We start from the raw sequence: 23027 nt of genomic DNA, 5'->3' as shown, positions 1-23027 counted from the left end.
AGATCAGGGGGTGTGGCGGTCGTCCGGCTCCCGGGCCGGGCCGTCGAACGGCTGCGAGCCCTCACCGGTGGCAGCCTGCGTGTCCGACTCCGGGAGGCGCATCTCCAGCAGGTGCAGGCGCCGGTTATCAGCGCGCAGCACGCGGAACTGCATGCCATCCACGACGATCTGTTCGCCACGGCGCGGGACATGACCGAAATGCGACAGCACCAGGCCACCGATGGTGTCGAAGTCATCCTCGCTGTAGGCGGTCTGGAAGTAGGCGTTGAACTCTTCCATCGGGGTCAGCGCCTTGATGGTGTAGCGCCCACCGGGGTGCTGCATGATCTGGGTCAGGTAGTCCTCGACGTCGTGCTCGTCCTCGATCTCGCCGACGATCTGTTCCAGCACGTCCTCGATGGTCACCAGGCCCGCCACACCGCCGTACTCGTCCACCACGATCGCCATGTGGTTGCGGCTCAGGCGGAACTCCTTCAGCAGCACATTCAGGCGCTTGCTCTCCGGCACGAACACCGCCGGGCGCAGGATCTCCTGCATGTCGAAGGCGGCGTCGTCCGACTCACCAAAGAAGCGCAGCAAGTCCTTGGCCAGCAGCACACCGACAACCTCGTCGCGGTGATCTCCCACCACCGGAAGGCGCGAGTGCGCGGAGGCCACCACGTCCGGAAGAAACTCGGAAAGCCCGGCATCGCGGCGCACCACTTCCATCTGCGCGCGCGGGATCATGATGTCGCGCACCTGCATGTCGGCGACGTTCAGCACGCCCTCCAGCATGGTCAGGGCCTCGGGATCGACCAGCTCGCGGGCGTGGGCACCACGCAGGGTCTCGATCAGCTCGCGGCGGGATGCCGGCTCGCGGCGCGGGCGCAGGATCTCGCCGGCGCGGACCAGCCAGCGCCGCCAGATCGGTTGTTCGTCGGGTTCGGATTCAGGCATCGGGGGCGGTTCCGGCAGGATGCGGGGACAGGGCGCGGGCCGGAGGGTCGGCATCGTAGGGGTTGGGATAGCCTAACCCGGCCAGGATCGAGGACTCAATTGCCTCCATCCGCGCGGCTTCGTCCGGCGTCTGGTGATCCATGCCCTGCAGGTGCAGCATCCCATGCACCACCATGTGGTGGTAATGGGCCGCCAGCGCCTTGCCCTGTTCCGTCGACTCGCGCGCCAGCACCGGCACGCACAGCACGATATCGCCCAGGTAGGCGCTCGCCTCGGGGGGCAAGCCGGGCGGCAGCGCCGGCGCCGGGAACGACAGCACGTTGGTCGCGTAGTCGCGTCCGCGGAAGGCGTGATTCAGCGACTGTCCCTCCTCGGCATCCACCAGACGCAGGGTCACCGCGGCCGCGCCCGCCCCGCGCCAGGCCGCGCGGGCCGCCCGGTGCAGGATGGTCGCGGCGGGCAGGCCGGCACGCGGCACGGCGTACTGCACCGCGACTTCAAGCGCCATCGGCATCCCGCCCGGAACCGTGCTCAGACTCCCCAGCCGGCTTGCCAGACGCATGGTCGTGGGCCTCGTAGGCCTCGACAATACGCTGCACCAGCGGGTGGCGCACAACGTCGCCGGCCTGGAAACGAGTGATATGCACGCCTTCCACGCCCTCCAGAATCTGCATCGCGTGCTTGAGGCCCGAACCCTGGCCCCGCGGCAGGTCAACCTGGGTGATGTCGCCGTTGACCACCGCGGTAGAGCCGAAGCCGATGCGGGTCAGGAACATCTTCATCTGCTCGAGGGTGGTGTTCTGCGCCTCGTCGAGGATGATGAAGGCCTCGTTCAGGGTGCGCCCGCGCATGTAGGCCAGCGGCGCGACTTCGATCACCTGGCGCTCCATCAGGCGCGCGGTCTGGTCGAAGCCCATCAGTTCATACAGGGCGTCGTACATCGGTCGCAGGTAGGGGTCGATCTTCTGCGCCAGATCGCCGGGCAAAAAGCCCAGGCGCTCGCCGGCCTCCACCGCCGGTCGCACTAGCACCAGGCGCTGTACGCGGTCCTGCTCCAGTGCAGCGACCGCGGCGGCCACCGCGAGGTAGGTCTTGCCGGTCCCGGCCGGGCCAATGCCGAAACTGAGATCGTGCCGCGCGATCGCGGACAGGTATTTCGCCTGACGCGGGCCGCGACCACGGATCACCGCGCGTTTGAGCCGCAGCGCCGGATCGTCGCCATTGCCTTGGGGCTCCGCCAGCCCCTCGACATGGGCGGTCTGCAGCGCGGTATGCACCTGCTCCAGGCTGACCGGCTCTTCCTGCGCCATGCGGTGCAGGTCGTGGATCAGGGCCCCGGCGGCCTTCACCGCACCGCCCGGCCCAGTGAGATTGAAGCGCGGCCCACGATTGTGCACGGCCACACCCAGGCGCGACTCGATCAGGCGCAGGTGGGCGTCCAGCGGCCCGGAGATCCGCGCAAGCGTCTCCTGGTCACCGGGCTCCAGGGTGAAATCCAGACGATTGGCCATACCGTTCAGGCGCCGACGGCGGCGGGCATCGCCCGCTCCACCGTGCGACCGCGCAGGGAATGCGCCAGGGCCTCGGTGATCTCGACCGGGATCAACTGCCCGATCAGGCCGGGGTCCCCGGCAAAGTTGACGATGCGGTTGTTCGCCGTGCGCCCGGCCAGTTCGCCCGGGTTGCGCTTGGCCGGGCCCTCCACCAGCACCCGCTCGACGTTACCCACCATGGACTGGTTGCGCGCGCGGCCGTGCTGCTCGATCAGGGCCTGCAACTCGGCCAGGCGGGCCTTCTTGGTCGCCATCGGCACATCATCCGGCAGCGATGCGGCCGGGGTGCCCGGACGCGCGCTGTAGATAAAGCTGAAGGAGAAATCGAAGTGCAGCTCCTCGATCAGCTTCATCGTGGCGGCGTGGTCGGCGTCGGTCTCGCCGGGGAAACCGACGATGAAGTCCGAGGAGAGATCCAGGTCCGGGCGCGCCTCGCGCAGGCGGCGGATCTTGGACTTGTATTCCAGGATCGTGTGGCCGCGCTTCATCTGCGCCAGGATGCGGTCGGAGCCGCTTTGCACCGGCAGGTGCAGGTGGCTGACCAGTTTCGGTTCGTCGGCAAAGGCCTGGATAAGCGAATCGGAGAACTCCACCGGGTGCGAGGTAGTGAAGCGGATGCGCTCGATCCCGTCGACCGCCGCGACATAGTGGATCAACAAGGCCAGGTCGGCGGTGTCGCCGTCGTCCATCGGCCCGCGGTAGGCGTTGACGTTCTGCCCCAGCAGGTTGATCTCCCTGACCCCCTGCGCGGCCAGTGCCACCACCTCGGCAATCACGTCGTCGAACGGACGACTGATCTCGTCGCCGCGGGTATAGGGAACCACACAGAAGCTGCAGTACTTGGAGCACCCCTCCATCACCGAGACAAACGCACTCGGGCCGTCGGCCTTCGGCTCCGGCAGGCGGTCGAATTTCTCGATCTCGGGGAAGGAAATATCCACCACCGGGGCACGTTCGCGGCGTACCGACTGGATCATCGCCGGCAGGCGATGCAGGGTCTGCGGGCCGAACACCAGATCCACATACGGGGCCCGGGCGCGCAGGGCATCGCCCTCCTGACTGGCGACACAACCGCCTACACCGATGATTACCTCCGGCCGGCGTTCCTTGATCTGTCGCCAGCGCCCCAGCAGCGAGAACACCTTCTCCTGCGCCTTCTCGCGAATGGAGCAGGTGTTCATCAGCAGCAGGTCGGCCTGCTCCGGATCGTCGGTACGCTCCGCCCCGTGCAGCTCGCGCAGCGCGTCGAGCATGCGGTCGGAGTCGTACTCGTTCATCTGACAGCCGTGCGTCTGGATGTAGACCTTGCGGATCATGCTCTGGGTACTTCGCTCGTTGGGGAACAGGGGCTTATATGCCTTTTAGAACGGGACGTCGTCGTCATCGAAGCCGCCGCCGGAGGCCGGCGCGCTGCTGCGGTTGCCGCTCTGCTGGCCACCACCGCCGTAGGCGTTACCGCCGCCATATCCCGGATCCTGGTCGAAACCACCACCGCTACCGCCGCCGCTGCCACCACGGCCGCCGATCAGCTGCATCTCGTTGGCCACGACTTCGGTGCTGTAACGATCGTTACCGGATTGGTCCTGCCATTTGCGGGTCTGGATCTTGCCTTCGACATAGACCTGCGAGCCCTTGGACAGGTACTGCGCGGCGATGTCCGCCAGGCGCCCGAACATCACCACCCGGTGCCATTCGGTGTTCTCGCGCTTCTCGCCGGAGTTCTTGTCGGTCCACTGCTCCGACGTCGCCAGACGCAGATTGGTGACCGTGACCCCGTTCGGGGTCTCGCGCTTTTCCGGGTCGGCCCCGAGGTTTCCGAGCAAGATGACTTTGTTGACGCCGCGGGCCATGGGGCCTCCTTCAATCGGGCATGGACAGACAGACCCGATAGTGTAGCAGCCCGCCCCGGCCGCGACAGTGCACGGGTCCGGGATGTGGACAGATTCCCGGGGCCAGCCAGAAAAGCTCTGCGCGCGTTCTACGCGGCCGGCTTGCGCGCCAGCCAGGCTGTCAGCTCGGGGGTGTCCGGCCCTCCGGGCTCCACCTTCAGGTACAGGGAACCGGCATCCGGCGACAGGTCCGCCTCGTGCACGCCCGGCCACCCAGCAAACGTCCTCAGCAGCTCCGCCTCGTGACCGGACCAGTGGGCGGGCACCGCCACCACCCGGTTGGAACGGTAGCGCGGGTGCATCCCGCGCGCGATCCACCACCAGACCAGCAGCAACGGCACCCCGGCGAGAAACACCCCGACCGGCCCGACCAGTGTCAGCAGGACGCCCCCCAGCACACCGCCGGCGAAGATGCCGAGGAACTGTGCGGTGGCAAAGCCGCCCATCGCCGTGCCCTTGTGGGCGACCGGCGCCACGCGCGCAACCAGTGACGGCAGCCCCGCCTCCAGCAAGTTGAAGGCGGCAAAGAACAGGACCATCAGCGCCGCCAGCGTCCACAAACCGCCTCCATCCAGAACCAGCAGGGCCAGCAGGATCTGCACCCCGGCCAGCAGGGCGATCGCCCCGCGCAGCACGCTGTGCACGCGCCGGCGACGCTCGCCGAAGATGATGCCCGGGAGCATCAGCGCGAACCCTGCCAACAGCACCGGCACATAGAACTTCCAGTGGCTGGCCCCCGGCAGCCCGAGGGTCTCCACCAGCAGCACCGGGATGACCAGGAAGTTCGCGGCCAGGATCAGGTGCAGCACGAAGATGCCGAGGTTCAGGCGCAACAGGTCCGGGGTGCGCAGCACGCGGGGCAGTGCCGACCAGACCGGCACCATGTCCGGGTGTGCCCGCGCGCGTTCCGGGGTTGGCACCCAAAGGAACAGGATCACGATCGCGAGCAACCCCAGCAACGCCGACAGGCCAAAGATGCCGGACAACCCAGCGACCTGGTCCACCACCGGGCCCAGGGCCATCGCCACAGTGAAGGTCAGGCCAATGGTCAACCCGATCACGGCGAGGGCCCGCATGCGCCGTTCCTCGCCGACCAGGTCCGCTGTCAGCGCCAGGATCACCGCCGCCACCGCGCCCGCCCCCTGCAGGGCGCGCCCGAGGATGATGCCGTGGATGGTCTCGGCGACCGCGGCCAGCAGACTGCCGGCGACGAACAGCAGCAGCCCGGCGAGGATCAGCGGCTTGCGCCCCACCCGGTCCGACAGAAGCCCGAACGGGATTTGCAGCACGGCCTGGGTGAGTCCGTAGATCCCGAGCGCCAGGCCCATCAGCAGCGGGGTCGCGCCGGGGATGCGGTCGGCATGCAGCATAAACACCGGCAGGACCATGAACAGGCCGGCCATGCGCACGCCATAGATCGCCGCCAGTCCAGTGGTGGCGCGCAGCTCGCGGGGGTTCATGGCGTCCGGGACCGACGCGGGCAAGAAGAGCTCTTCATGTCAGCGGAGTTTACCGGCAACCCGGGCGGGGAAACCATGGCGAGCCCGGCCCGGGTGTTACCATGGATGGTTTGCGGCGCCTCAAAGGAAACACTGATCCGTGTTTTCGCTAGCGCGCCGCGCGACGTAACCCAGTGGAGTCGATCCAGCCCCATGGACAGCATCAGTATTCGCGGCGCCCGCACCCATAACCTGAAGAACGTGGACCTCGACCTGCCGCGCGAACGGCTGATCGTGATCACCGGCGTTTCCGGTTCGGGCAAGTCCTCACTGGCCTTCGACACCCTGTTCGCCGAGGGCCAGCGCCGCTACGTGGAGAGCTTGTCGACCTATGCCCGGCAGTTCCTGTCGATGATGGAAAAGCCCGACGTCGACCAGATCGAGGGTCTGTCGCCGGCGATCTCCATCGAGCAGAAGAGCACCTCGCACAACCCGCGCTCCACGGTCGGGACCATCACCGAGATCTACGACTACCTGCGCCTGCTGTTCGCGCGCGCCGGCGAGCCCCGCTGCCCGGAACACGGCGAGACGCTGGCCGCCCAGACCATCTCGCAGATGGTCGATCAGGTACTGGAACTGCCCGAGGGCGACAAGGTCATGCTGCTGTCGCCGGTGGTCCGCGGCCGCAAGGGCGAACATCACAAGATGCTGGAGGCGATGCGTTCCCAGGGCTACCTGCGCGCGCGCATCAATGGCGACATCCACGACCTCGACGCCCTGCCGGCGCTGGACCCCAAGCGCAAGCACAACATCGAGATCGTGATCGACCGCTTCCGCGTGCGCGAAGACCTGCGCCAGCGCCTGGCCGAGTCCTTCGAGACCGCCACCGAACTGGCCGACGGCCTGGCGCTGATCGCGTGGATGGACGAGCCGGAACGCGAGGCGATGATCTTCTCCGCCCGCTACGCCTGTCCGATCTGCGGCTATGCCCTGCGCGAGCTGGAGCCCCGGCTGTTCTCGTTCAACAACCCGGCGGGCGCCTGCCCCACCTGCGACGGCCTCGGCGTACACCAGTTTTTCGACCCCGAGCGGGTGGTGTCGCAGCCCGAGCTAAGCCTCGGTGGCGGGGCCGTACGGGGCTGGGATCGGCGCAACGCCTGGTACTTCAGCCTGCTGAGCAGTCTCGCCCGGCATTACGGCTTCGACGTAGAGGCCCCTTGGCAGGAATTGCCGGCCGAGGTCCGTGCCGTAGTCCTGCATGGTTCGGGCACCGAGAAGGTCAAGCTGTCGACCCCGGCGGCCAACGGCCAACTGCGCACCGACGAACGCGTGTTCGAGGGCGTGATCCCGAACCTCGAGCGGCGCTACCGCGAGACCGACTCCGCGGCAGTGCGCGAGGAACTGGGCCGCTACCAGGCGGAACAGCCCTGCCCCGACTGCCACGGCACGCGCCTGAACTCGGCCGCACGCAACGTCTTCGTCAGCGATAGGACCCTGCCCGAGGTCACGCACATGAGTGTGGCCAACGCCCAGGCCTTCTTCGACGACCTGCGCCTGCCGGGGCGCTTCGCCCAGATCGCCGAGAAAATCGTGCGCGAGATCTCCGCGCGCCTTGGGTTCCTCAACGATGTCGGCCTCGACTACCTGACCCTTGACCGCTCCGCCGACACGCTTTCCGGCGGCGAGGCCCAGCGTATCCGCCTGGCCTCGCAGATCGGCTCGGCCCTGGTCGGGGTGATGTACATCCTCGACGAGCCCTCGATTGGACTGCACCAGCGCGACAACGCACGCCTGCTAAAGACACTTAGCCACCTGCGCGACCTCGGCAACACGGTCATCGTGGTGGAGCATGACGAGGATGCCATCCGACAGGCCGATTATGTGGTGGACATCGGTCCCGGCGCAGGTCGCCACGGCGGCCACATCGTGGCGGCGGGCACCCCGGATGTGGTCGCGAATCATCCCGATTCCCTCACCGGCGCGTACCTGCGCGGCACCCGCTGCATCCCGGTGCCGGAACAGCGAACGCAGCCCGATGCGGAACGCGAGATCCGCGTAATCGGCGCGCGTGGCAACAACCTGAAGGGCGGTGATTTCGCCTTCCCCACCGGGCTGTTCACCTGCGTGACCGGGGTCTCCGGCTCCGGCAAGTCTACCCTGGTCAACAACACCCTGTACCCGGCGGTCGCCACCGCCCTGCATGGCGGGCGCCACCACATCGAGGATCACGACCGCATCGACGGAATGGAGCTGATCGACAAGGTGGTCGACATCGACCAGAGCCCGATCGGGCGCACCCCACGCTCCAACCCGGCCACCTACACCGGCCTGTTTACGCCCATCCGCGAACTGTTTGCCGCGACCGGCGAGGCGCGCTCGCGCGGCTACAAGCCAGGGCGCTTCTCGTTCAACGTCCGTGGCGGGCGCTGCGAGGCCTGCCAGGGCGATGGTGTGATCAAGGTCGAAATGCACTTCCTGCCGGACGTCTTCGTCCCCTGTGACGTCTGCAAGGGCCAACGCTATAACCGCGAAACCCTGGACGTGCGCTACAAGGGCAAGAATATCCACGAAGTCCTGGACATGACGGTCGAGGAGGCCCTCGACTTCTTCCAGCCGGTGCCGGTCATCCACCGCAAGCTGGAGATGCTCATGGAGGTCGGCCTGTCCTACATCCAGCTGGGGCAGAATGCCACCACCCTTTCCGGTGGCGAGGCCCAGCGGATCAAGCTCGCCCGCGAGCTCTCCAAGCGCGATACCGGTCATACGCTCTACATCCTCGATGAGCCCACCACCGGCCTGCATTTCGAGGACATCGCCCAGCTCCTGCGAGTCCTCCACCGCCTCCGCGACCATGGCAATACCATCGTCGTCATCGAGCACAACCTCGACGTCATCAAGACCGCCGACTGGCTGATCGACATCGGCCCGGAAGGCGGCAGCGGCGGCGGCGAACTCCTGGTAGCGGGAACGCCCGAGGCGGTGGCGGCCACGGCCCACAGCCACACTGGCCAGTTCCTTGCGCCCCTGCTCCCCGGCGCAAACGCCTCCCACGCCGCCAACGGTTAACGGCCTGGGGCCCCTTCCAGCCCCGAGGTCTGCGCGCCTGCGCACAACCGCCGCCGACCGCAGCCACCTCTCTCTTTCGTAATTCGCGGCTACCCAGACGCAAGAAAGCCGGCTCAAGGCCGGCTCTCCGAACGCTCAACCTGCGAGCGCGACTTCCTTTGGCGACGAGGCCTCAGGCGGCTTCGCCTTCTCCGGCCTCTACTTCCGGCCGATCCACGAGCTCGACGTACGCCATCGGGGCGTTATCACCCGCGCGATTCCCGCACTTCAGGATCCGCAGGTAACCACCGGGCCGTTCCTGGTAGCGAGGACCGAGCTCGGCGAACAACTTGCCCACGATCTCCTTGTCGCGAAGACGGGCAAACGCCAGCCGGCGGCCGTGAACGCTGTCTTCCTTGGCCAGCGTGATCAGCGGTTCGGCCACGCGACGCAGCTCTTTCGCCTTGGGCAGCGTGGTCTTGATCAGTTCGTGCCGGAACAGGGCCACAGACATGGCCTGAAACGTGGCCTTGCGGTGCGAGCTGTTGCGGCCAAGCTGACGGCCGGAATGACGATGACGCATGAGAGGCTTCCTCTAAAAAACGATGGGCGCGGGGCGCCGTGATTACTCGTTGTCGTCGCGCAGACCCGGCGGCGGCCAGTTCTCGAGACGCATGCCGAGCGACAGCCCGTGGGTCGCCAGCGTGTCTTTGATCTCGGTCAGCGACTTCTTACCAAGGTTGGGCGCGCGCAGCAGCTCCACCTCAGTACGCTGAACCAGATCCCCGATGTAGTACAGGTTCTCGGCCTTAAGGCAGTTCGCCGAGCGGACGGTCAGCTCCAGCTCGTCCACCGGACGCAGCAGCACTGGATCGATCGCGCCACCCACGGCACCCGCGACTTCGCCGGTCTCTTCTTGCAAGTCGACAAACGGCGCCAATTGGCCCTGGAGAATCGTCGCGGCCTGACGCACCGCGTCATCCGGCGCGATCGCGCCGTTGGTCTCGAGCTCGAGCACCAGGCGATCCATGTCGGTCCGTTGCGCCAGACGCGCGTTCTCGACACGGTAGGAGACGCGGCGAATGGGGCTAAAGCTGGCATCCAGCAACAACCGCCCGATGCCGGTATCGTCGCCACCCTCAGCCTTGCGCCGCGCGCTGACGGGCTCGTAGCCGCGACCGGCACGGGCCGTCAGAGTGATGTCCAGATCCACGTTCTTGGTGATCGTCGCGATCACGTGTTCCGGATTCACCACCTCGACATCATGGTCCACCTGAATGTCACCGGCGGTCACCACGCTCGGACCCGTCTTCCTCAGGGTCAGCGTGGACTCGTCCCGGCTGTGCATACGCAGCGCCACACCCTTCAGGTTCAGCAGGATGTCGACGACATCCTCCTGCACACCCTCGATGGTGGTGTACTCGTGCAGCACGCCTTCAATCCGGGCCTCGACAATGGCCGCACCCGGGATGGACGAAAGCAATACACGTCGCAGGGCGTTGCCCAGGGTGTGGCCGAAGCCGCGTTCCAGCGGCTCGAGAGCGACCTTGGCCTGATTCCGATTCTCGGCCTCGACCTCGATCTGCTGTTTCTTGACCAGTTCGTTCGACTGCATTGTGACTCCTGGCGCCAGGCCGAAAAACGATTACTTCGAGTACAGCTCGACGACGAGCGACTCGTTGATGTCCGCAGGCAGATCGGAACGATCCGGGATCGCCTTGAACGTACCCTCGAACTTGCTGGTGTCCACTTCGATCCAGCTCGCGAACCCGGTCTGCTCGGCCAGGGTCATCGAGTCCTGGATGCGCACCTGCTTGCGCGCCTTCTCCCGAACCGTGACCACGTCCGACGGCTGCACCTGGAAGGCCGCGATGTTGACCACCTGGCCGTTCACCTGGATCGCGCGATGCGCAACCAGCTGACGCGCCTCGGAACGGGTCGACCCGAAGCCCATGCGATACACGACGTTATCCAGACGACCTTCCAGCAGCTTCAGCAGGTTCTCACCCGTGGAGCCCTTGCGCTGAGCGGCCTTCTTGTAATAGTTGCGGAACTGTTTCTCCAGCACGCCATAGATGCGGCGAAGCTTCTGCTTTTCGCGCAGCTGCACGGCATAGTCCGACAGACGAGTACGGCGTTCGCCGTGCTGACCCGGGGGCTTGTCGAGTTTGCACTTCGTCTCCAGCGCACGGACCCCACTCTTCAGGCCCAGGTCCACGCCTTCGCGGCGACTCAACTTGCATTTCGGTCCAATGTAACGAGCCATTCTTCAACTCCAGCCTTAAACGCGGCGTTTCTTGGGCGGCCGGCAGCCGTTGTGAGGGATCGGGGTTACGTCACTGATATTCGTGATCTTGAACCCGGCATTGTTCAGCGCACGTACCGCCGATTCGCGACCCGGACCCGGGCCCCGCACCATCACGTCGAGATTTTTCACGCCGTGTTCGGCCGCAGTCGTCCCGGCACGCTCGGCCGCGATCTGCGCGGCGAACGGGGTCGACTTGCGGGAACCACGGAAGCCCGAACCACCTGATGTGGCCCAGCTGATCGTGTTCCCCTGCCGGTCGGTGATCGTGATGATCGTGTTGTTGAACGTGGCGTACACATGAGCCACGCCCTCGGCGATATTTTTGCGGACCTTTTTCTTGGTCCGTGTTTGCGCTTGTGCCATGTACCTGAGATCCCAGTCTGATTACTTGCGAATCGGGCGACGCGGGCCCTTTCGGGTGCGTGCGTTCGTCTGCGTCTGCTGACCGCGCAGCGGCAGGCCGCGGCGGTGGCGCACGCCACGGTAGCAGCCCAGATCCATCAATCGCTTGATGTTCATGCTGACTTCCCGGCGCAGATCCCCTTCCACGGGGATCTTGTCGATCTGGGCGCGCAGGGCATCCACTTCGGCATCCGTCAGATCCCGCACCTTGATGTCCCGACGCACACCCGCACCGTCGCAGATCAGGCCGGCCCGAGTCGGGCCAATGCCATAGATCGCGGTCAGCGCGATTACCGTGTGCTTCTGGTCAGGAATATTGATTCCAGCGACGCGAGCCATCCAACTTCTCCATCAAAATCCGGCAAAGCCGGCTATAGTAGCAATGATTATGCGTTACGCCAAGCTTCAGCCCTGACGCTGCTTGTGGCGGGCGTCCGAGCAGATCACCCTCACCACGCCATTACGCCGAATGACTTTGCAGTTTCGGCACATCGGCTTTACAGATGCACGTACCTTCATGGTCTTTCTCCTGGTCTAGCGGATCCCGGTCCCGCCGAAACCCTTCAGATTCGCTTTCTTCATCAAGCCTTCGTACTGGTGGGACACCAGATGCGACTGCAACTGCGCCATGAAATCCATCACCACGATCACGATGATCAGAAGCGAGGTCCCGCCGAAGTAGAAGGGCACGTTCCAATACAGGATCAGGAACTCCGGCAGCAGGCACACCGCGGTTATGTACACCGCGCCCACGGCCGTCAGTCGAGTCATGACCCCGTCAATGAATTTCTCGGTCTGAACGCCTGGCCGGATCCCCGGAATGAAGGCGCCCTGCTTCTTCAGGTTTTCCGCCGTATCGCGCGAGTTGAACACCAGCGCAGTGTAGAAGAAACAGAAGAAAATAATCGCGGCCGCATAGAACATCACATACAGCGGCTGCCCTGGCGCCAACGTCGTGGAGATCTCGCGCAGCCAGTCCATGCCTTCAGCCTGACCGAACCACTGCCCCAACGTCGAAGGGAACAGGATGATACTGGAAGCGAAGATCGGCGGTATCACGCCTGCCATGTTCAGTTTGAGCGGAAGATGCGAGGACTGGCCACCGACCATCTTCCTGCCCACTTGGCGCTTGGCGTAATTGATCGTCACCCGCCGCTGCCCGCGCTCGACAAACACCACGAAGGCAGTCACCGCCAAGGCCAGAACGATCAGGATCACCACGAACGCTGCTGCCAGTTCGCCGGTCCGTGCCAGCTCCAGGGTTCCGCCTATGGCGCCCGGAAGCCCTGCGACGATGCCGGCGAAGATAATGATCGAAATGCCGTTGCCAATGCCGCGTTCCGTAATCTGCTCACCCAGCCACATCAGGAACAGCGTGCCCGTCACCAGCGACACCACGACTGTAAAGATAAAGATCGGGCCCGGGTTCAGGGCCATCGGCATCCCCTGAATGGTCTGACCATTCAAGGCAATCCCGATCCCGATACTCTGGAACAGCGCGAGCGCCACGGTCCCGTAGCGCGTGTATTGCGTGATCTTGCGCCGACCCTGCTCGCCTTCCTTCTTCAACTGTTGAAGCGCCGGAACAGTCGCCGCCAAAAGTTGCATGATGATGGCGGCCGAAATGTACGGCATCACCCCCAGGGCAAAGATCGACAGACGCTCCAGCGCCCCCCCGGAAAACATGTTGAACATGTCCAGGATCGTCCCGCTTTGCTGCTCAAAAAACTGCGAGACGGCCACGGGGTTGATCCCGGGCACCGGTATGAATGTACCGATCCGGTACACCACCAGGGCACCCAGAACGAACAGCAGGCGTTGGCGTAACTCGGTAAAACCGGTGAGCCCGCCACCGGAACGTGCTGTCGCTCCACGTGCCATTATTTAGGCCTCAACGCTCCCGCCAGCGGCTTCGATCGCCGCCCGCGCTCCCTTAGTGACACCCACGCCCTTCACGGCGCAGGCCCTCGAGACTTCACCGGAGGCGAAAATCTTGGCGCTCTGCGCGTCGTTGCGGACAACCCCTGCAGCTTTCAGGGTCTCCAAGGTTACGTCGCCGTCGACCTTGGCCAGCTCGCTGAGACGTACCTCGGCAGAATACTGTTGCTTGCGCGAGCGGAAGCCCACCTTGGGCAGCCGACGCTGCAACGGCATCTGGCCGCCTTCGAAGCCGACCTTGCTGTACCCACCGGAGCGAGACTTCTGGCCCTTGTGGCCGCGCCCACCGGTCTTACCCAGACCAGAGCCAATCCCGCGACCGACGCGCTTGCCCGGCTTGCGGGCGCCGTCGGGGCTGGAAATGTTATTCAGTCGCATGATTAGACTTCCTCTACCTTCAGCAGGTACGAGACCTTCTTGACCATGCCCAGGTTCTCCGGCGTGGCCTCGATGGTCGCGGTGCTGTGGGTCTTGCGCAGCCCGAGCCCACGCACGCACGCCTTGTGCGTGGCGATACGGCCGGCAGTGCTGCGTACCAGTGTCAGTTTCAGCTTGCTCATGGCTTAGCTCTTCACTTCGTCAACGGACTTGCCGCGCTTGGCCGCGACACGTTCCGGCGAGTTCACCATGGTGAGCCCGTCGATGGTCGCCTGCACGACGTTGATGGGATTGCGCGAACCCACGCACTTGGCCAGAACGTTGCGTACGCCCGCCACTTCGAGGACTGCGCGCATCGCGCCACCGGCGATGATCCCGGTACCTTCCGAGGCCGGCTGCATGTACACATTGGCTGCGCCATGATGCCCGTTGATCGCATAGTGCAGCGTGCCTTCATTCAGCGACACATTGCGCATTTCCATGCGCGCCTGCTGCATCGCCTTCTGGATGGCGGCCGGTACCTCGCGCGCCTTTGCGTATCCGTACCCGACACGTCCCTCGCCATCGCCGACGACGGTCAGCGCGGCAAACCGGAACTGCCGGCCACCCTTGACCACCTTGGCAACGCGGTTGACGCCAATCAGCTTTTCCTGGAGGCCGTCCTGCGCTTCGCTTACATCGTTACGTGCCATTTCTCTCTCCGCTCGATCGCGTTTGACTAGAACTGCAGGCCGCTTTCACGGGCGGCGTCGGCAAGCGCCTTCACCCTTCCGTGATAACGAAAACCCGCGCGGTCAAACGCGACCTGTTCGATCCCGGCTTTACGCGCACGCTCCGCGATGGCTTGCCCCACGCGGGCGGCCGCCTCGGCGTTACCGGTGGAACCCCCGGCATTCTTCAGATCCTTTTCCACGGTCGACGCCGCGGCGAGCACCGCGTCGCCCGAGGGGGCAATGATCTGCGCGTACATGTGGCGCGGCGTCCGGTGGATACAGAGACGATGCACCCCCAGCTCACGGATCTTGAACCGTGCGCGCCGCGCCCTCTTAAGTCTGGCCTCTTTCTTGTCCACTGGTGCCTACCTACTTCTTCTTGGCTTCTTTGCGCACGATGCGCTCGTCTTTGTACTTCACGCCCTTGCCCTTGTAAGGCTCCGGCGGACGCATGGCGCGAATGTTCGCGGCCACCTGGCCCACCTTCTGGCGATCTGTTCCCTTGACCACGACCTGGGTCGCAGTCGGTGTTTCCACCGTCACACCTTCCGGAATTTCGAAGTCGATCGGGTGCGAGTAGCCGAGCGTCAGGTTCAACTTCGCGCCCTGCATCTGCGCACGATAACCGACGCCGACCAATTCCAGCGTGCGCTCGAACCCTTCGCTGACACCGTGGACATGATTGCCCAGCAGCGCCCGAATGGTACCCGCCAACGCGACATTCTTCGCGTTTTCGGTGGCCTTCACTCGAACCACCCCATCCTCGACGGAGACGATCACGGCTTCGGGGCAGGTGAGCTGGAGCTCGCCCTTCGGACCCTTGATCTTGATCTCGCTGTCCGACTGCTCGACGGAGACGCCGTTCGGCAGCGTGATCGGCAGATTTGCAATGCGCGACATGGCTGATTCCTCAGTAAATCTTGCAGAGGACTTCGCCGCCCTGGCCTGCGGCCCGGGCAGCGCGGTCACTCATGACACCCTGTGGCGTGGAGACCACGGCGACGCCGAGACCGGCGTTAACCCGCGGCAGCTCGTCCTTGCCGCGATAAATCCGCAGGCCCGGACGCGAGATCCGCTGGACGGTCTCGATGACCGGCCGCCCCTCGAAGTACTTCAGCTTCACCACCAGTTTCTTCTGGGCCACTTCGCCCTCGACCTGGATGTCGCCCACGAAACCCTCATCGGCGAAGACCTTCAGGATACGCTCCTTGGCCTTGCTGAAAGGAATGGCGACCTGCTCCTTGTTCGCACGCTGGGCGTTGCGAACACGGGTGAGCATGTCGGAAATCGGATCGGTCATCATCGCTTCAAATCTCCTTACCAGCTCGCCTTGCGCAGGCCGGGAATCTCGCCCTTCATGGCGTGTTCGCGCAGCTTGTTGCGCCCCAAGCCAAACCGGCGGTAATAGCCTTTCGGCCGACCGGTGACGCCGCAGCGGTTCGTCTGCCGAACGCGAGCCGAATCGCGCGGCAGCTTTTGCAGCGCATGCATGGCCGCCAGGCGTTCTTCGGACGACTTGGTCTCGTCGACCAGGACCGCCTTCAGCTCGGCCCGCTTGGCCGCGTACTTGTTGACCAGTCGCTCGCGCTTTTTCTCGCGCTCGAGCATCGATGTCTTTGCCATGTGCGCCTACCTCGGTTACTGCCGGAACGGGAATCGGAAGGCCTCCAAAAGGGCCTTGGCTTCCGCGTCCGTTCTTGCACTGGTGGTAATCGTGATGTCCATGCCGCGTAGCTTGTCGACACGGTCGTAATCGATCTCCGGGAAGATGATCTGCTCCTTGATGCCCATGCTGTAGTTGCCACGGCCATCAAAGGCTTTCGCGGAAAAGCCGCGGAAATCTCGCACGCGCGGCAGGGCCACGCTGATCAGGCGATCCAGGAACTCGTACATCTGCCGACGCCGCAAGGTAACCTTGCACCCGATCGGATAATCATCCCGGATCTTGAACCCCGCGATCGACTTGCGCGCCTTGGTCACGACCGGCTTTTGGCCGGCGATCGCCGTCATGTCGCTGAGCGCATGCTCGATCACCTTCTTGTCCGCCACCGCATCACCCAGACCCATATTCAGGGTCACCTTGGTGAAACGTGGGATCTCCATCACGTTGGCATAGCTGAACTGCTCGCGCAGGGCCTGCTTCACGGTGGATTCGTATTCTTCTTTAAAGCGTTCCATAAAACCGTCCGTCCCGCGTTATGCGTCCACGACTTCGCCGTTCGAGCGGAAGACCCGCACTTTACGGCCGTCTTCCAGGGTCTTGAACGACACGCGATCACCCTTGTCGGTTGCCGGGTTGAAGACCATCACGTTGGAGGTATCGATCGGCATTTCCTTCTCGATAATCCCACCACCGACACCCTGCTGCGGGTTCGGCTTCTGATGCTTCTTCACCATGTTGATGTTCTGGACCAGGACCTTGCCGTCGAGCACCTTAATGATGGTGCCGCGTCGACCTTTGTCCTTGCCAGAAATCACGACGACATCGTCGCCCTTGCGAATCTTGTTCATTACGTCCTCACAGCACTTCCGGGGCGAGGGAGATAATCTTCATGTACTTCTCCCCTCGCAGTTCACGCGTTACCGGCCCGAAGATACGGGTGCCGATCGGCTGGTGCTGGTTGTTCAGCAGGACCGCGGCGTTGCGGTCGAAGCGGATGAGCGAACCATCCGCACGGCGCACGCCCGAGGCCGTACGCACCACGACGGCGTCGTAGACGTCGCCCTTTTTTACCTTGCCACGCGGAATGGCATCCTTGACGCTCACCTTGATGACATCGCCCACTCGGGCGTATCGGCGGTGCGAGCCGCCCAGCACCTTGATGCACTGGATGCGTCGGGCGCCGCTATTATCAGCGGCCTCGAGCACGGTCTGCATTTGAATCATGTCTTATCTCCTGGCAGCCGATTCAGAGCGCGTCCTGCCCGACCACTTCGATCAGGGCATGATGCTTCTGCTTGGAAATCGGCCGGCATTCTCGGATACGAACCCGATCGCCCATGCGCGACACATTTTCTTCGTCATGGACGTGCAGTTTCGTGCTGCGACGAATGAACTTTCCGTACAGCGGATGACGGACGCGACGCTCGACCAGGACCGTACGGGTCTTGTCCGTCTTGTCGCTAATCACGCGTCCAACAACGGAGCGCTGAGTCCTGGAACCTTCTTCGGTCATTGTCTTAACCTGCCCTTCTGCGTTCATTCTTCAGCGTCTTGATCTGCGCGATCTCGCGCCGCACCTTGCCGACACGATCCGGGCGTGCCAGCTGCCCGACCGTCTTCTGCATACGGAGGCCGAACTGTTCCTTGTAGAGCGCTTCCAGCTCCTGGTCCAGATCGTCGTCCGACTTCTTTCTGAGCTCTTCTGCTTTCATTACATCACCTGCCGACGGGTAAACACCGTCTTGACCGGGAGCTTGGCGGCGGCCAGACGCATTGCCTCACGGGCGACGTCTTCATGCACACCTTCCATCTCGTAAAGCACGCGGCCGGGCTGGATCTTGCAAACCCAGTACTCGACACCGCCCTTGCCCTTGCCCATGCGCACTTCAAGCGGCTTCTTGGTGACCGGGACGTCGGGAAACACCCGGATCCAGATCTTCCCGCCACGCTTGATGTGACGCACCATCGCACGACGCGCCGCCTCGATCTGGCGCGCGGTAATGCGACCGCGTTCCACGGCCTGAAGGCCGTACTCGCCGAAGCTGACCTTGGCGCCGGTGGAGGCCATGCCCCGGTTCCGGCCCTTGAACTGCTTTCGGAATTTGGTTCTTTTTGGCTGCAACATGGTCTATGTCCTAGCTCGCGTTGGCCGCAGCGCGCGTCCCGTCGACCGGTTCCAGGCCGAAAACTTCGCCCTTGAAGATCCAAACCTTGACGCCGATGATCCCGTAGGTCGTACGCGCCTCGGCGAAACCGTAATCGATGTCCGCACGCAGGGTGTGCAGCGGTACGCGGCCTTCGCGGTACCACTCGGAACGCGCGATCTCGGCGCCATTCAGGCGACCGGCCACGTGCACCTTGATGCCCTGGGCACCCAGGCGCATCGCGTTGCCCACGGCGCGCTTCATCGCACGACGGAACATGATGCGGCGTTCGAGCTGCTGGGCGATACCTTCCGCGACCAGCTGGGCCTCGATCTCGGGCTTGCGCACCTCTTCGATATTGATCTTGACGTTGCCGTGGTCCAGGCCCGTCTCGGCTGCCACTTCGCGGCGCAGCTTGTCGATGTCCTCGCCCTTCTTGCCGATCACGATCCCAGGACGTGCCGTGTGGATCGTGATATGCGCGGCCTTGGCGGGACGCTCGATGGTGATACGGCTGACCGATGCATGGGCAAGCTTCTTCTGCAGAAACGTGCGCAGCTTGATGTCATTGTTCAGCGTCTCGCCGAACTCGCGACCATCCGCGTACCAGGTCGCCGACCACGGGCGAGAAATGCCCAGCCGAATGCCGGTTGGATGTACTTTCTGACCCATGGTTAGTTCGCTCCCTTCTCGCTCACGCCGACCACAATGTGGCTGGTGCGCTTGATGATGCGGTTGCCGCGACCCTTGGCTCGCGCCTGCATGCGCTTGAGAACCGGGCCTTCATCGATCTGGATGCGCGAGATGCGCAACTCGTCGATGTCCGCACCGTCGTTGTTCTCCGCATTGGCAATCGCGGACTCCAGCACCTTTTTTACAATCGCTGCCGGCTTTTTCGGGCTGAAGGTCAGCTCGTTCAGAGCCTCTTCCACCCGCATGCCACGAACCTGGTCGGCGACCAGCCGCGTCTTCTGCGGCGAGATGCGCGCGTAGCGCAGTTTTGCAATCGTCTCCATAGTTCGTCCTCAGCGCGACTTCTTGTTGGCGATGTGACCCTTGAAGGTCCGCGTCAACGCAAACTCGCCCAGCTTGTGGCCGACCATGTTTTCGTTGACCAGCACCGGAATATGCTGACGCCCGTTGTGTACCGCGAGGGTGAGACCCACCATCTGCGGAATAATCATCGAGCGGCGCGACCAGGTCTTGATCGGGCGCCGGTCGTTTTTCTCGAGCGCCTCATCCACCTTCTTGCGAAGGTGGTGATCAACGAACGGGCCTTTTTTCAGTGAACGCGGCATGCTGGCACTCCGTTACTTCTTGCGCCGACGCACGATCATGCCGTCGGTACGTTTGTTGTTGCGGGTCTTGTAACCCTTGGTCGGGCGGCCCCACGGGGTCACCGGGTGACGCCCGAAGTTGCGACCTTCACCACCACCGTGCGGGTGGTCGACCGGGTTCATCGCGGTACCGCGCACGGTTGGGCGAACACCCATCCAGCGCTTGGCACCGGCCTTCCCGAACTTCTTGAGGCTGTGCTCCGTGTGACCGACTTCGCCGATCGTCGCCCGACACTCGGACTGGATGCGGCGCATCTCACCGGAGCGAAGGCGTATCGTCGCATGCGCCCCTTCACGTGCCACGACCTGGGCCGAGGCACCGGCGGAACGCGCAATCTGCGCACCCTTGCCCGGCTTCATCTCGATGCAGTGAATCACCGTACCCACCGGAATGGAGCGCAGCGGCATCGCGTTACCCACGCGAATCGGAGCTTGCGAGCCGCTAGTCACGGCATCACCCTGCTTCAGCCCGCGGGGCGCAATAATGTACCGGCGTTCGCCGTCAGAGTACAGTACTAACGCCAAATGAGCGCTGCGGTTTGGATCATACTCCAGCCGCTCGACCTTGCCGGGCACGCTGTCCTTGTTCCGCTTGAAGTCAACGATGCGGTATCGCTGCTTGTGGCCACCACCGACGTGCCGCGTAGTGATGCGACCGGCGTTGTTGCGGCCACCCGAGCGAGTCTGCTTCTCGAGCAGCGCCGCGTGCGGTGCGCCCTTGTGCAAACCGTCGACGCGGATCTTTACCGCGTGACGGCGCCCGGCGGAGGTCGGATTGGTCTTGATAATCGCCATGACTAGACCTGTTCTCCTTCACCCATGTCGATGCTCTCGCCTTCCGCGAGTGCCACATAGGCCTTTTTCCAGTGGTTGCGCCGCCCGAACATGCGACCAAAGCGCTTGTTCTTGCCCTGCTGGTTCAGCGTGCGCACGTTCTCCACCCGCACCTCGAAGAGCTTTTCGATCGCGGCCTTGATCTCGGCCTTGTCGGCATCGGGCAGCACGCGGAACACGTATTGCCCCACTTCGCCGGCGTTGGTCGACTTCTCCGACACCACCGGACCCTGAATAATCTGCATCAGACGCGAATTCATGCCAGCCACTCCTCAAGCTTGCGGATGGCGCCTTCCGTAATCACGACCGTATCGGCCCCGACCAGGTTGGCGGGATTGACACCGCTCACACCGATCACGTCCACGTGCGGGACGTTGCCCAGCGCACGCTCGGTCATCGCGTCATCCTCGGCCAGCACCACCAGCCCCCTCTCCAGACCCAGTTCACCGAGCTTGGCAATCCCGTCGCGGGTCTTGCCCGAATCGACGGAGAATCCTGAAACCACCTTAAGGCGATCCTGCCGCAGCAGTTCGGAGAGAATGGACGCCATCGCGCCGCGGTACATCTTCTTGTTCAGCTTCTGCGAGAAGTCCTGGGTACGCGCGGCAAACACCTTGCCGCCGCCGGTCCACAGCGGGCTGCGGATCGTACCAGCGCGAGCGCGCCCGGTCCCTTTCTGGCGGAACGGCTTGATGCCGCCACCGCTGACCTGGGCCCGGGTCTTCTGGGCACGGGTGCCGCTGCGGGCACCGGCCAGATGAGCGACTACGCTCTGATGCACCAGAGGTTCATTGAAATCCCGCTCGAAGCAGGTGGTGGACAGCTCCACGCTGGCCCCGGTATCGGCAGTCGTAACTTGCATTGTTTTAACCCTTCGCCTTCACGGCCGGACGAATCATCACGTCGGAACTCGGCGCGCCCGGCACGGCACCCTGAACCAGGACCAGGCTGCGATCAGCGTCGACACGCACCACCTTGAGGTTCTGGATGGTCTTGCGCTCGGCGCCCATGTGGCCGGCCATCTTCTTGCCCTTGAACACACGGCCCGGGCTCTGATTCTGACCGATGGAACCCGGAGCGCGATGCGCCAACGAGTTGCCATGGGTCGCATCCTGGGTGCGGAAGTTGTGACGCTTCACGGCACCCTGGAAGCCCTTGCCCTTGCTCTGGGCGGTCACATCCACGATCTGACCTTCTTCGAAGCGGTCGACGGTGATTGCATCACCGGCAGCCAGGCCTTCGAGGTCGGCCTCGTCCACGCGGAACTCCCACAGGCCGCGACCAGGTTCCACCGACGCCGCGGCGTAGTGCCCGGCCTCCGGCTTGCTTACCCGGGACGGCTTGCGCGAGCCCGCCGTCACCTGGACCGCGTTGTAGCCGTCGCCCTCGGTGCGCTTGATCTGGACCACGCGATTGTTGTCCACCTGCAGCACCGTAACCGGCACGGAGACGCCAGCGTCCGTAAAGACGCGCGACATGCCGAGCTTGCGACCGATGAGTCCAAGAGCCATTACAAAACCCCTTCCGTATCAGACGGCGCTAACAAGCGCCCTAAAGCCGTGGCCCGGCGAAAATTCCGCCGGGCCACGGAAAGCCCAATAGTATGGCAGAAAATTTAACGTTAGTTAAGCCTGATCTGAACATTTACGCCTGCAGCCAGATCCAGCTTCATCAGGGCATCCACGGTCTTGTCAGTCGGATCGAGGATATCCATCAGTCGCTTGTGCGTGCGTAGCTCGTACTGGTCCCGCGCGTCCTTGTTGACGTGCGGCGAAACCAGGACGGTATACGCCTCGCTTTTGGTCGGCAGAGGGATCGGGCCCTTGACTCGGGCGCCGGTCCGCTTCGCAGTCTCGACGATCTCGGCCGCGGAACGGTCGATCAGTCGATGATCAAAGGCCTTCAGACGAATTCGAATGCGCTGGTTAGCCATCTGGTTCACTCAATAATCTTGGCGACGACGCCGGCGCCCACAGTGCGGCCGCCTTCGCGGATCGCAAAGCGCAGACCGTCTTCCATCGCGATCGGATTGATCAGGGACACCGTCATCTTCACGTTGTCACCCGGCATCACCATCTCGGTGCCTTCCGGAAGCTCCACCGAACCCGTCACGTCCGTCGTGCGGAAGTAGAACTGCGGACGGTACCCGTTGAAGAACGGCGTGTGACGACCACCCTCTTCCTTGCCCAGGATGTACACCTCGGCCTCGAAGTGGGTGTGCGGGGTAATGGAACCCGGCTTGCACAGCACCTGACCACGCTGAACGTCGTCACGCTTGGTGCCGCGCAGCAGGATGCCCACGTTGTCGCCCGCTTCGCCCTGATCCAGCAGCTTGCGGAACATCTCGACACCGGTGACGGTGGTCTTCTGCGTGTCGCGAATGCCGACGATCTCGATCTCTTCGCCAACCTTCACCACGCCGCGTTCGATTCGACCAGTCACCACGGT

At 64.0% G+C, this 23027-nt stretch carries 36 protein-coding genes; 1 reads left to right on the top strand and 35 read right to left on the bottom strand.

All coding sequences use genetic code 11. From position 1 onward, the window contains the following. Positions 1 to 3 precede the first annotated feature (3 nt). The 6 genes from D578_RS0113595 to D578_RS0113570 form a co-directional block, all read right to left on the bottom strand. Entirely contained in the window at positions 4 to 936 is a 933-nt protein-coding gene (locus D578_RS0113595) for an HlyC/CorC family transporter (RefSeq protein WP_018950480.1), read from the bottom strand. Beyond that, the gene (ybeY, locus tag D578_RS0113590; RefSeq protein WP_018950479.1) at positions 929 to 1444 is read right to left on the bottom strand and encodes an rRNA maturation RNase YbeY; all 516 of its coding nucleotides are present in this window, start codon (positions 1442 to 1444) and stop codon (positions 929 to 931) included. The genes D578_RS0113595 and ybeY overlap by 8 nt, the downstream gene beginning before the upstream one ends. Next, positions 1434 to 2447, bottom strand: coding sequence for a PhoH family protein (locus D578_RS0113585; RefSeq protein ID WP_018950478.1), 1014 nt, complete (start codon positions 2445 to 2447; stop codon positions 1434 to 1436). Before D578_RS0113585 ends, ybeY begins: the two co-directional genes overlap by 11 nt. A gap of 5 nt (positions 2448 to 2452) precedes the next feature. Further along, on the bottom strand, positions 2453 to 3805 hold the full coding sequence (gene miaB / locus D578_RS0113580) for a tRNA (N6-isopentenyl adenosine(37)-C2)-methylthiotransferase MiaB (protein ID WP_018950477.1): 1353 nt from the start codon (positions 3803 to 3805) through the stop codon (positions 2453 to 2455). Positions 3806 to 3850: 45 nt separating this feature from the next. Continuing rightward, the gene (gene ssb / locus D578_RS0113575) at positions 3851 to 4339 is read right to left on the bottom strand and encodes a single-stranded DNA-binding protein (RefSeq protein WP_018950476.1); all 489 of its coding nucleotides are present in this window, start codon (positions 4337 to 4339) and stop codon (positions 3851 to 3853) included. A 128-nt stretch (positions 4340 to 4467) separates the two neighbouring features. Beyond that, on the bottom strand, positions 4468 to 5838 hold the full coding sequence (locus tag D578_RS0113570) for an MFS transporter (protein ID WP_018950475.1): 1371 nt from the start codon (positions 5836 to 5838) through the stop codon (positions 4468 to 4470). Positions 5839 to 6030: 192 nt separating this feature from the next. Here D578_RS0113570 and uvrA point away from each other — a divergent pair, with 192 nt between their 5' ends. After that, on the top strand, positions 6031 to 8883 hold the full coding sequence (gene uvrA, locus D578_RS0113565) for an excinuclease ABC subunit UvrA (RefSeq protein ID WP_018950474.1): 2853 nt from the start codon (positions 6031 to 6033) through the stop codon (positions 8881 to 8883). A 172-nt stretch (positions 8884 to 9055) separates the two neighbouring features. Here the strand turns inward: uvrA and rplQ are convergent, their stop codons facing one another. From rplQ to D578_RS0113425, 29 genes are all read right to left on the bottom strand, one after another. Beyond that, a complete protein-coding gene (gene rplQ, locus D578_RS0113560) occupies positions 9056 to 9445 on the bottom strand; it encodes a 50S ribosomal protein L17 (protein ID WP_018950473.1) in 390 nt (129 codons plus the stop codon). A gap of 42 nt (positions 9446 to 9487) precedes the next feature. Next, on the bottom strand, positions 9488 to 10477 hold the full coding sequence (gene rpoA, locus D578_RS0113555; RefSeq protein WP_018950472.1) for a DNA-directed RNA polymerase subunit alpha: 990 nt from the start codon (positions 10475 to 10477) through the stop codon (positions 9488 to 9490). 30 nt (positions 10478 to 10507) lie between these two features. Then, positions 10508 to 11128 carry a 30S ribosomal protein S4 gene (gene rpsD, locus D578_RS0113550; protein WP_018950471.1) on the bottom strand — a complete coding sequence of 207 codons (621 nt, stop codon included), beginning with the start codon at positions 11126 to 11128 and terminating at the stop codon, positions 10508 to 10510. Positions 11129 to 11143: 15 nt separating this feature from the next. After that, complete coding sequence (gene rpsK, locus D578_RS0113545) at positions 11144 to 11533, bottom strand: 30S ribosomal protein S11 (RefSeq protein ID WP_017941093.1); 390 nt, start codon at positions 11531 to 11533, stop codon at positions 11144 to 11146. Positions 11534 to 11554: 21 nt separating this feature from the next. Next, a complete protein-coding gene (rpsM, locus tag D578_RS0113540; protein ID WP_018139891.1) occupies positions 11555 to 11911 on the bottom strand; it encodes a 30S ribosomal protein S13 in 357 nt (118 codons plus the stop codon). Positions 11912 to 11977: 66 nt separating this feature from the next. Further along, the gene (rpmJ, locus tag D578_RS15705) at positions 11978 to 12091 is read right to left on the bottom strand and encodes a 50S ribosomal protein L36 (protein ID WP_077277041.1); all 114 of its coding nucleotides are present in this window, start codon (positions 12089 to 12091) and stop codon (positions 11978 to 11980) included. Between the two features lie 15 nt (positions 12092 to 12106). Continuing rightward, a complete protein-coding gene (gene secY / locus D578_RS0113535) occupies positions 12107 to 13453 on the bottom strand; it encodes a preprotein translocase subunit SecY (RefSeq protein ID WP_018950470.1) in 1347 nt (448 codons plus the stop codon). 3 nt (positions 13454 to 13456) lie between these two features. After that, positions 13457 to 13888 carry a 50S ribosomal protein L15 gene (rplO, locus tag D578_RS0113530; protein ID WP_018950469.1) on the bottom strand — a complete coding sequence of 144 codons (432 nt, stop codon included), beginning with the start codon at positions 13886 to 13888 and terminating at the stop codon, positions 13457 to 13459. Between the two features lie 2 nt (positions 13889 to 13890). Further along, entirely contained in the window at positions 13891 to 14070 is a 180-nt protein-coding gene (rpmD, locus tag D578_RS0113525) for a 50S ribosomal protein L30 (RefSeq protein ID WP_018950468.1), read from the bottom strand. Between the two features lie 3 nt (positions 14071 to 14073). Further along, complete coding sequence (rpsE, locus tag D578_RS0113520; RefSeq protein WP_018950467.1) at positions 14074 to 14580, bottom strand: 30S ribosomal protein S5; 507 nt, start codon at positions 14578 to 14580, stop codon at positions 14074 to 14076. A gap of 26 nt (positions 14581 to 14606) precedes the next feature. Beyond that, positions 14607 to 14960, bottom strand: a complete 354-nt coding sequence (rplR, locus tag D578_RS0113515; RefSeq protein ID WP_018168206.1) for a 50S ribosomal protein L18 — start codon at positions 14958 to 14960, stop codon at positions 14607 to 14609. A 10-nt stretch (positions 14961 to 14970) separates the two neighbouring features. After that, positions 14971 to 15501: a 50S ribosomal protein L6 gene (gene rplF / locus D578_RS0113510; protein ID WP_018950466.1), complete on the bottom strand. Its 531-nt coding sequence runs from the start codon at positions 15499 to 15501 to the stop codon at positions 14971 to 14973. Between the two features lie 10 nt (positions 15502 to 15511). Then, positions 15512 to 15904 (bottom strand): 30S ribosomal protein S8, encoded by a 393-nt coding sequence (gene rpsH, locus D578_RS0113505; protein ID WP_018950465.1) that lies wholly within the window; start codon positions 15902 to 15904, stop codon positions 15512 to 15514. A 14-nt stretch (positions 15905 to 15918) separates the two neighbouring features. After that, complete coding sequence (rpsN, locus tag D578_RS0113500) at positions 15919 to 16224, bottom strand: 30S ribosomal protein S14 (RefSeq protein WP_018950464.1); 306 nt, start codon at positions 16222 to 16224, stop codon at positions 15919 to 15921. Between the two features lie 15 nt (positions 16225 to 16239). Beyond that, entirely contained in the window at positions 16240 to 16779 is a 540-nt protein-coding gene (gene rplE / locus D578_RS0113495; RefSeq protein WP_018950463.1) for a 50S ribosomal protein L5, read from the bottom strand. Between the two features lie 18 nt (positions 16780 to 16797). Continuing rightward, the gene (gene rplX / locus D578_RS0113490) at positions 16798 to 17112 is read right to left on the bottom strand and encodes a 50S ribosomal protein L24 (protein ID WP_018950462.1); all 315 of its coding nucleotides are present in this window, start codon (positions 17110 to 17112) and stop codon (positions 16798 to 16800) included. 7 nt (positions 17113 to 17119) lie between these two features. Then, positions 17120 to 17488 (bottom strand): 50S ribosomal protein L14, encoded by a 369-nt coding sequence (gene rplN, locus D578_RS0113485; protein ID WP_018950461.1) that lies wholly within the window; start codon positions 17486 to 17488, stop codon positions 17120 to 17122. Positions 17489 to 17510: 22 nt separating this feature from the next. After that, complete coding sequence (gene rpsQ, locus D578_RS0113480; RefSeq protein WP_018146452.1) at positions 17511 to 17777, bottom strand: 30S ribosomal protein S17; 267 nt, start codon at positions 17775 to 17777, stop codon at positions 17511 to 17513. Between the two features lie 4 nt (positions 17778 to 17781). Next, entirely contained in the window at positions 17782 to 17976 is a 195-nt protein-coding gene (gene rpmC / locus D578_RS0113475; RefSeq protein WP_018950460.1) for a 50S ribosomal protein L29, read from the bottom strand. Further along, positions 17976 to 18389 (bottom strand): 50S ribosomal protein L16, encoded by a 414-nt coding sequence (gene rplP / locus D578_RS0113470; RefSeq protein ID WP_017941078.1) that lies wholly within the window; start codon positions 18387 to 18389, stop codon positions 17976 to 17978. Before rplP ends, rpmC begins: the two co-directional genes overlap by 1 nt. Before the next feature lie 10 nt (positions 18390 to 18399). Then, the gene (gene rpsC, locus D578_RS0113465; protein ID WP_018950459.1) at positions 18400 to 19080 is read right to left on the bottom strand and encodes a 30S ribosomal protein S3; all 681 of its coding nucleotides are present in this window, start codon (positions 19078 to 19080) and stop codon (positions 18400 to 18402) included. 2 nt (positions 19081 to 19082) lie between these two features. Beyond that, complete coding sequence (gene rplV, locus D578_RS0113460) at positions 19083 to 19424, bottom strand: 50S ribosomal protein L22 (protein ID WP_018950458.1); 342 nt, start codon at positions 19422 to 19424, stop codon at positions 19083 to 19085. Between the two features lie 9 nt (positions 19425 to 19433). Next, the gene (gene rpsS / locus D578_RS0113455; protein WP_018146456.1) at positions 19434 to 19706 is read right to left on the bottom strand and encodes a 30S ribosomal protein S19; all 273 of its coding nucleotides are present in this window, start codon (positions 19704 to 19706) and stop codon (positions 19434 to 19436) included. A gap of 12 nt (positions 19707 to 19718) precedes the next feature. Next, a complete protein-coding gene (gene rplB / locus D578_RS0113450; protein WP_018950457.1) occupies positions 19719 to 20540 on the bottom strand; it encodes a 50S ribosomal protein L2 in 822 nt (273 codons plus the stop codon). Between the two features lie 2 nt (positions 20541 to 20542). After that, on the bottom strand, positions 20543 to 20839 hold the full coding sequence (gene rplW, locus D578_RS0113445) for a 50S ribosomal protein L23 (RefSeq protein ID WP_018950456.1): 297 nt from the start codon (positions 20837 to 20839) through the stop codon (positions 20543 to 20545). Continuing rightward, entirely contained in the window at positions 20836 to 21441 is a 606-nt protein-coding gene (gene rplD, locus D578_RS0113440) for a 50S ribosomal protein L4 (RefSeq protein ID WP_018950455.1), read from the bottom strand. Before rplD ends, rplW begins: the two co-directional genes overlap by 4 nt. 4 nt (positions 21442 to 21445) lie before the next feature. After that, entirely contained in the window at positions 21446 to 22090 is a 645-nt protein-coding gene (gene rplC, locus D578_RS0113435) for a 50S ribosomal protein L3 (RefSeq protein WP_018950454.1), read from the bottom strand. Between the two features lie 110 nt (positions 22091 to 22200). After that, positions 22201 to 22512 carry a 30S ribosomal protein S10 gene (rpsJ, locus tag D578_RS0113430; RefSeq protein WP_017941070.1) on the bottom strand — a complete coding sequence of 104 codons (312 nt, stop codon included), beginning with the start codon at positions 22510 to 22512 and terminating at the stop codon, positions 22201 to 22203. Between the two features lie 5 nt (positions 22513 to 22517). Beyond that, on the bottom strand, positions 22518 to 23027 hold a 510-nt coding region (locus D578_RS0113425), incomplete at its 5' end, for an EF-Tu/IF-2/RF-3 family GTPase (RefSeq protein ID WP_018950453.1).

Origin of the sequence: Thioalkalivibrio sp. ALMg11, from assembly GCF_000377905.1 — a bacterium.
Taxonomy (GTDB): Bacteria; Pseudomonadota; Gammaproteobacteria; order Ectothiorhodospirales; family Ectothiorhodospiraceae; genus Thioalkalivibrio.
The sequence above is the reverse complement of the archived record's forward strand: the minus strand, read 5'-3'. Positions and strand labels throughout refer to the sequence as shown.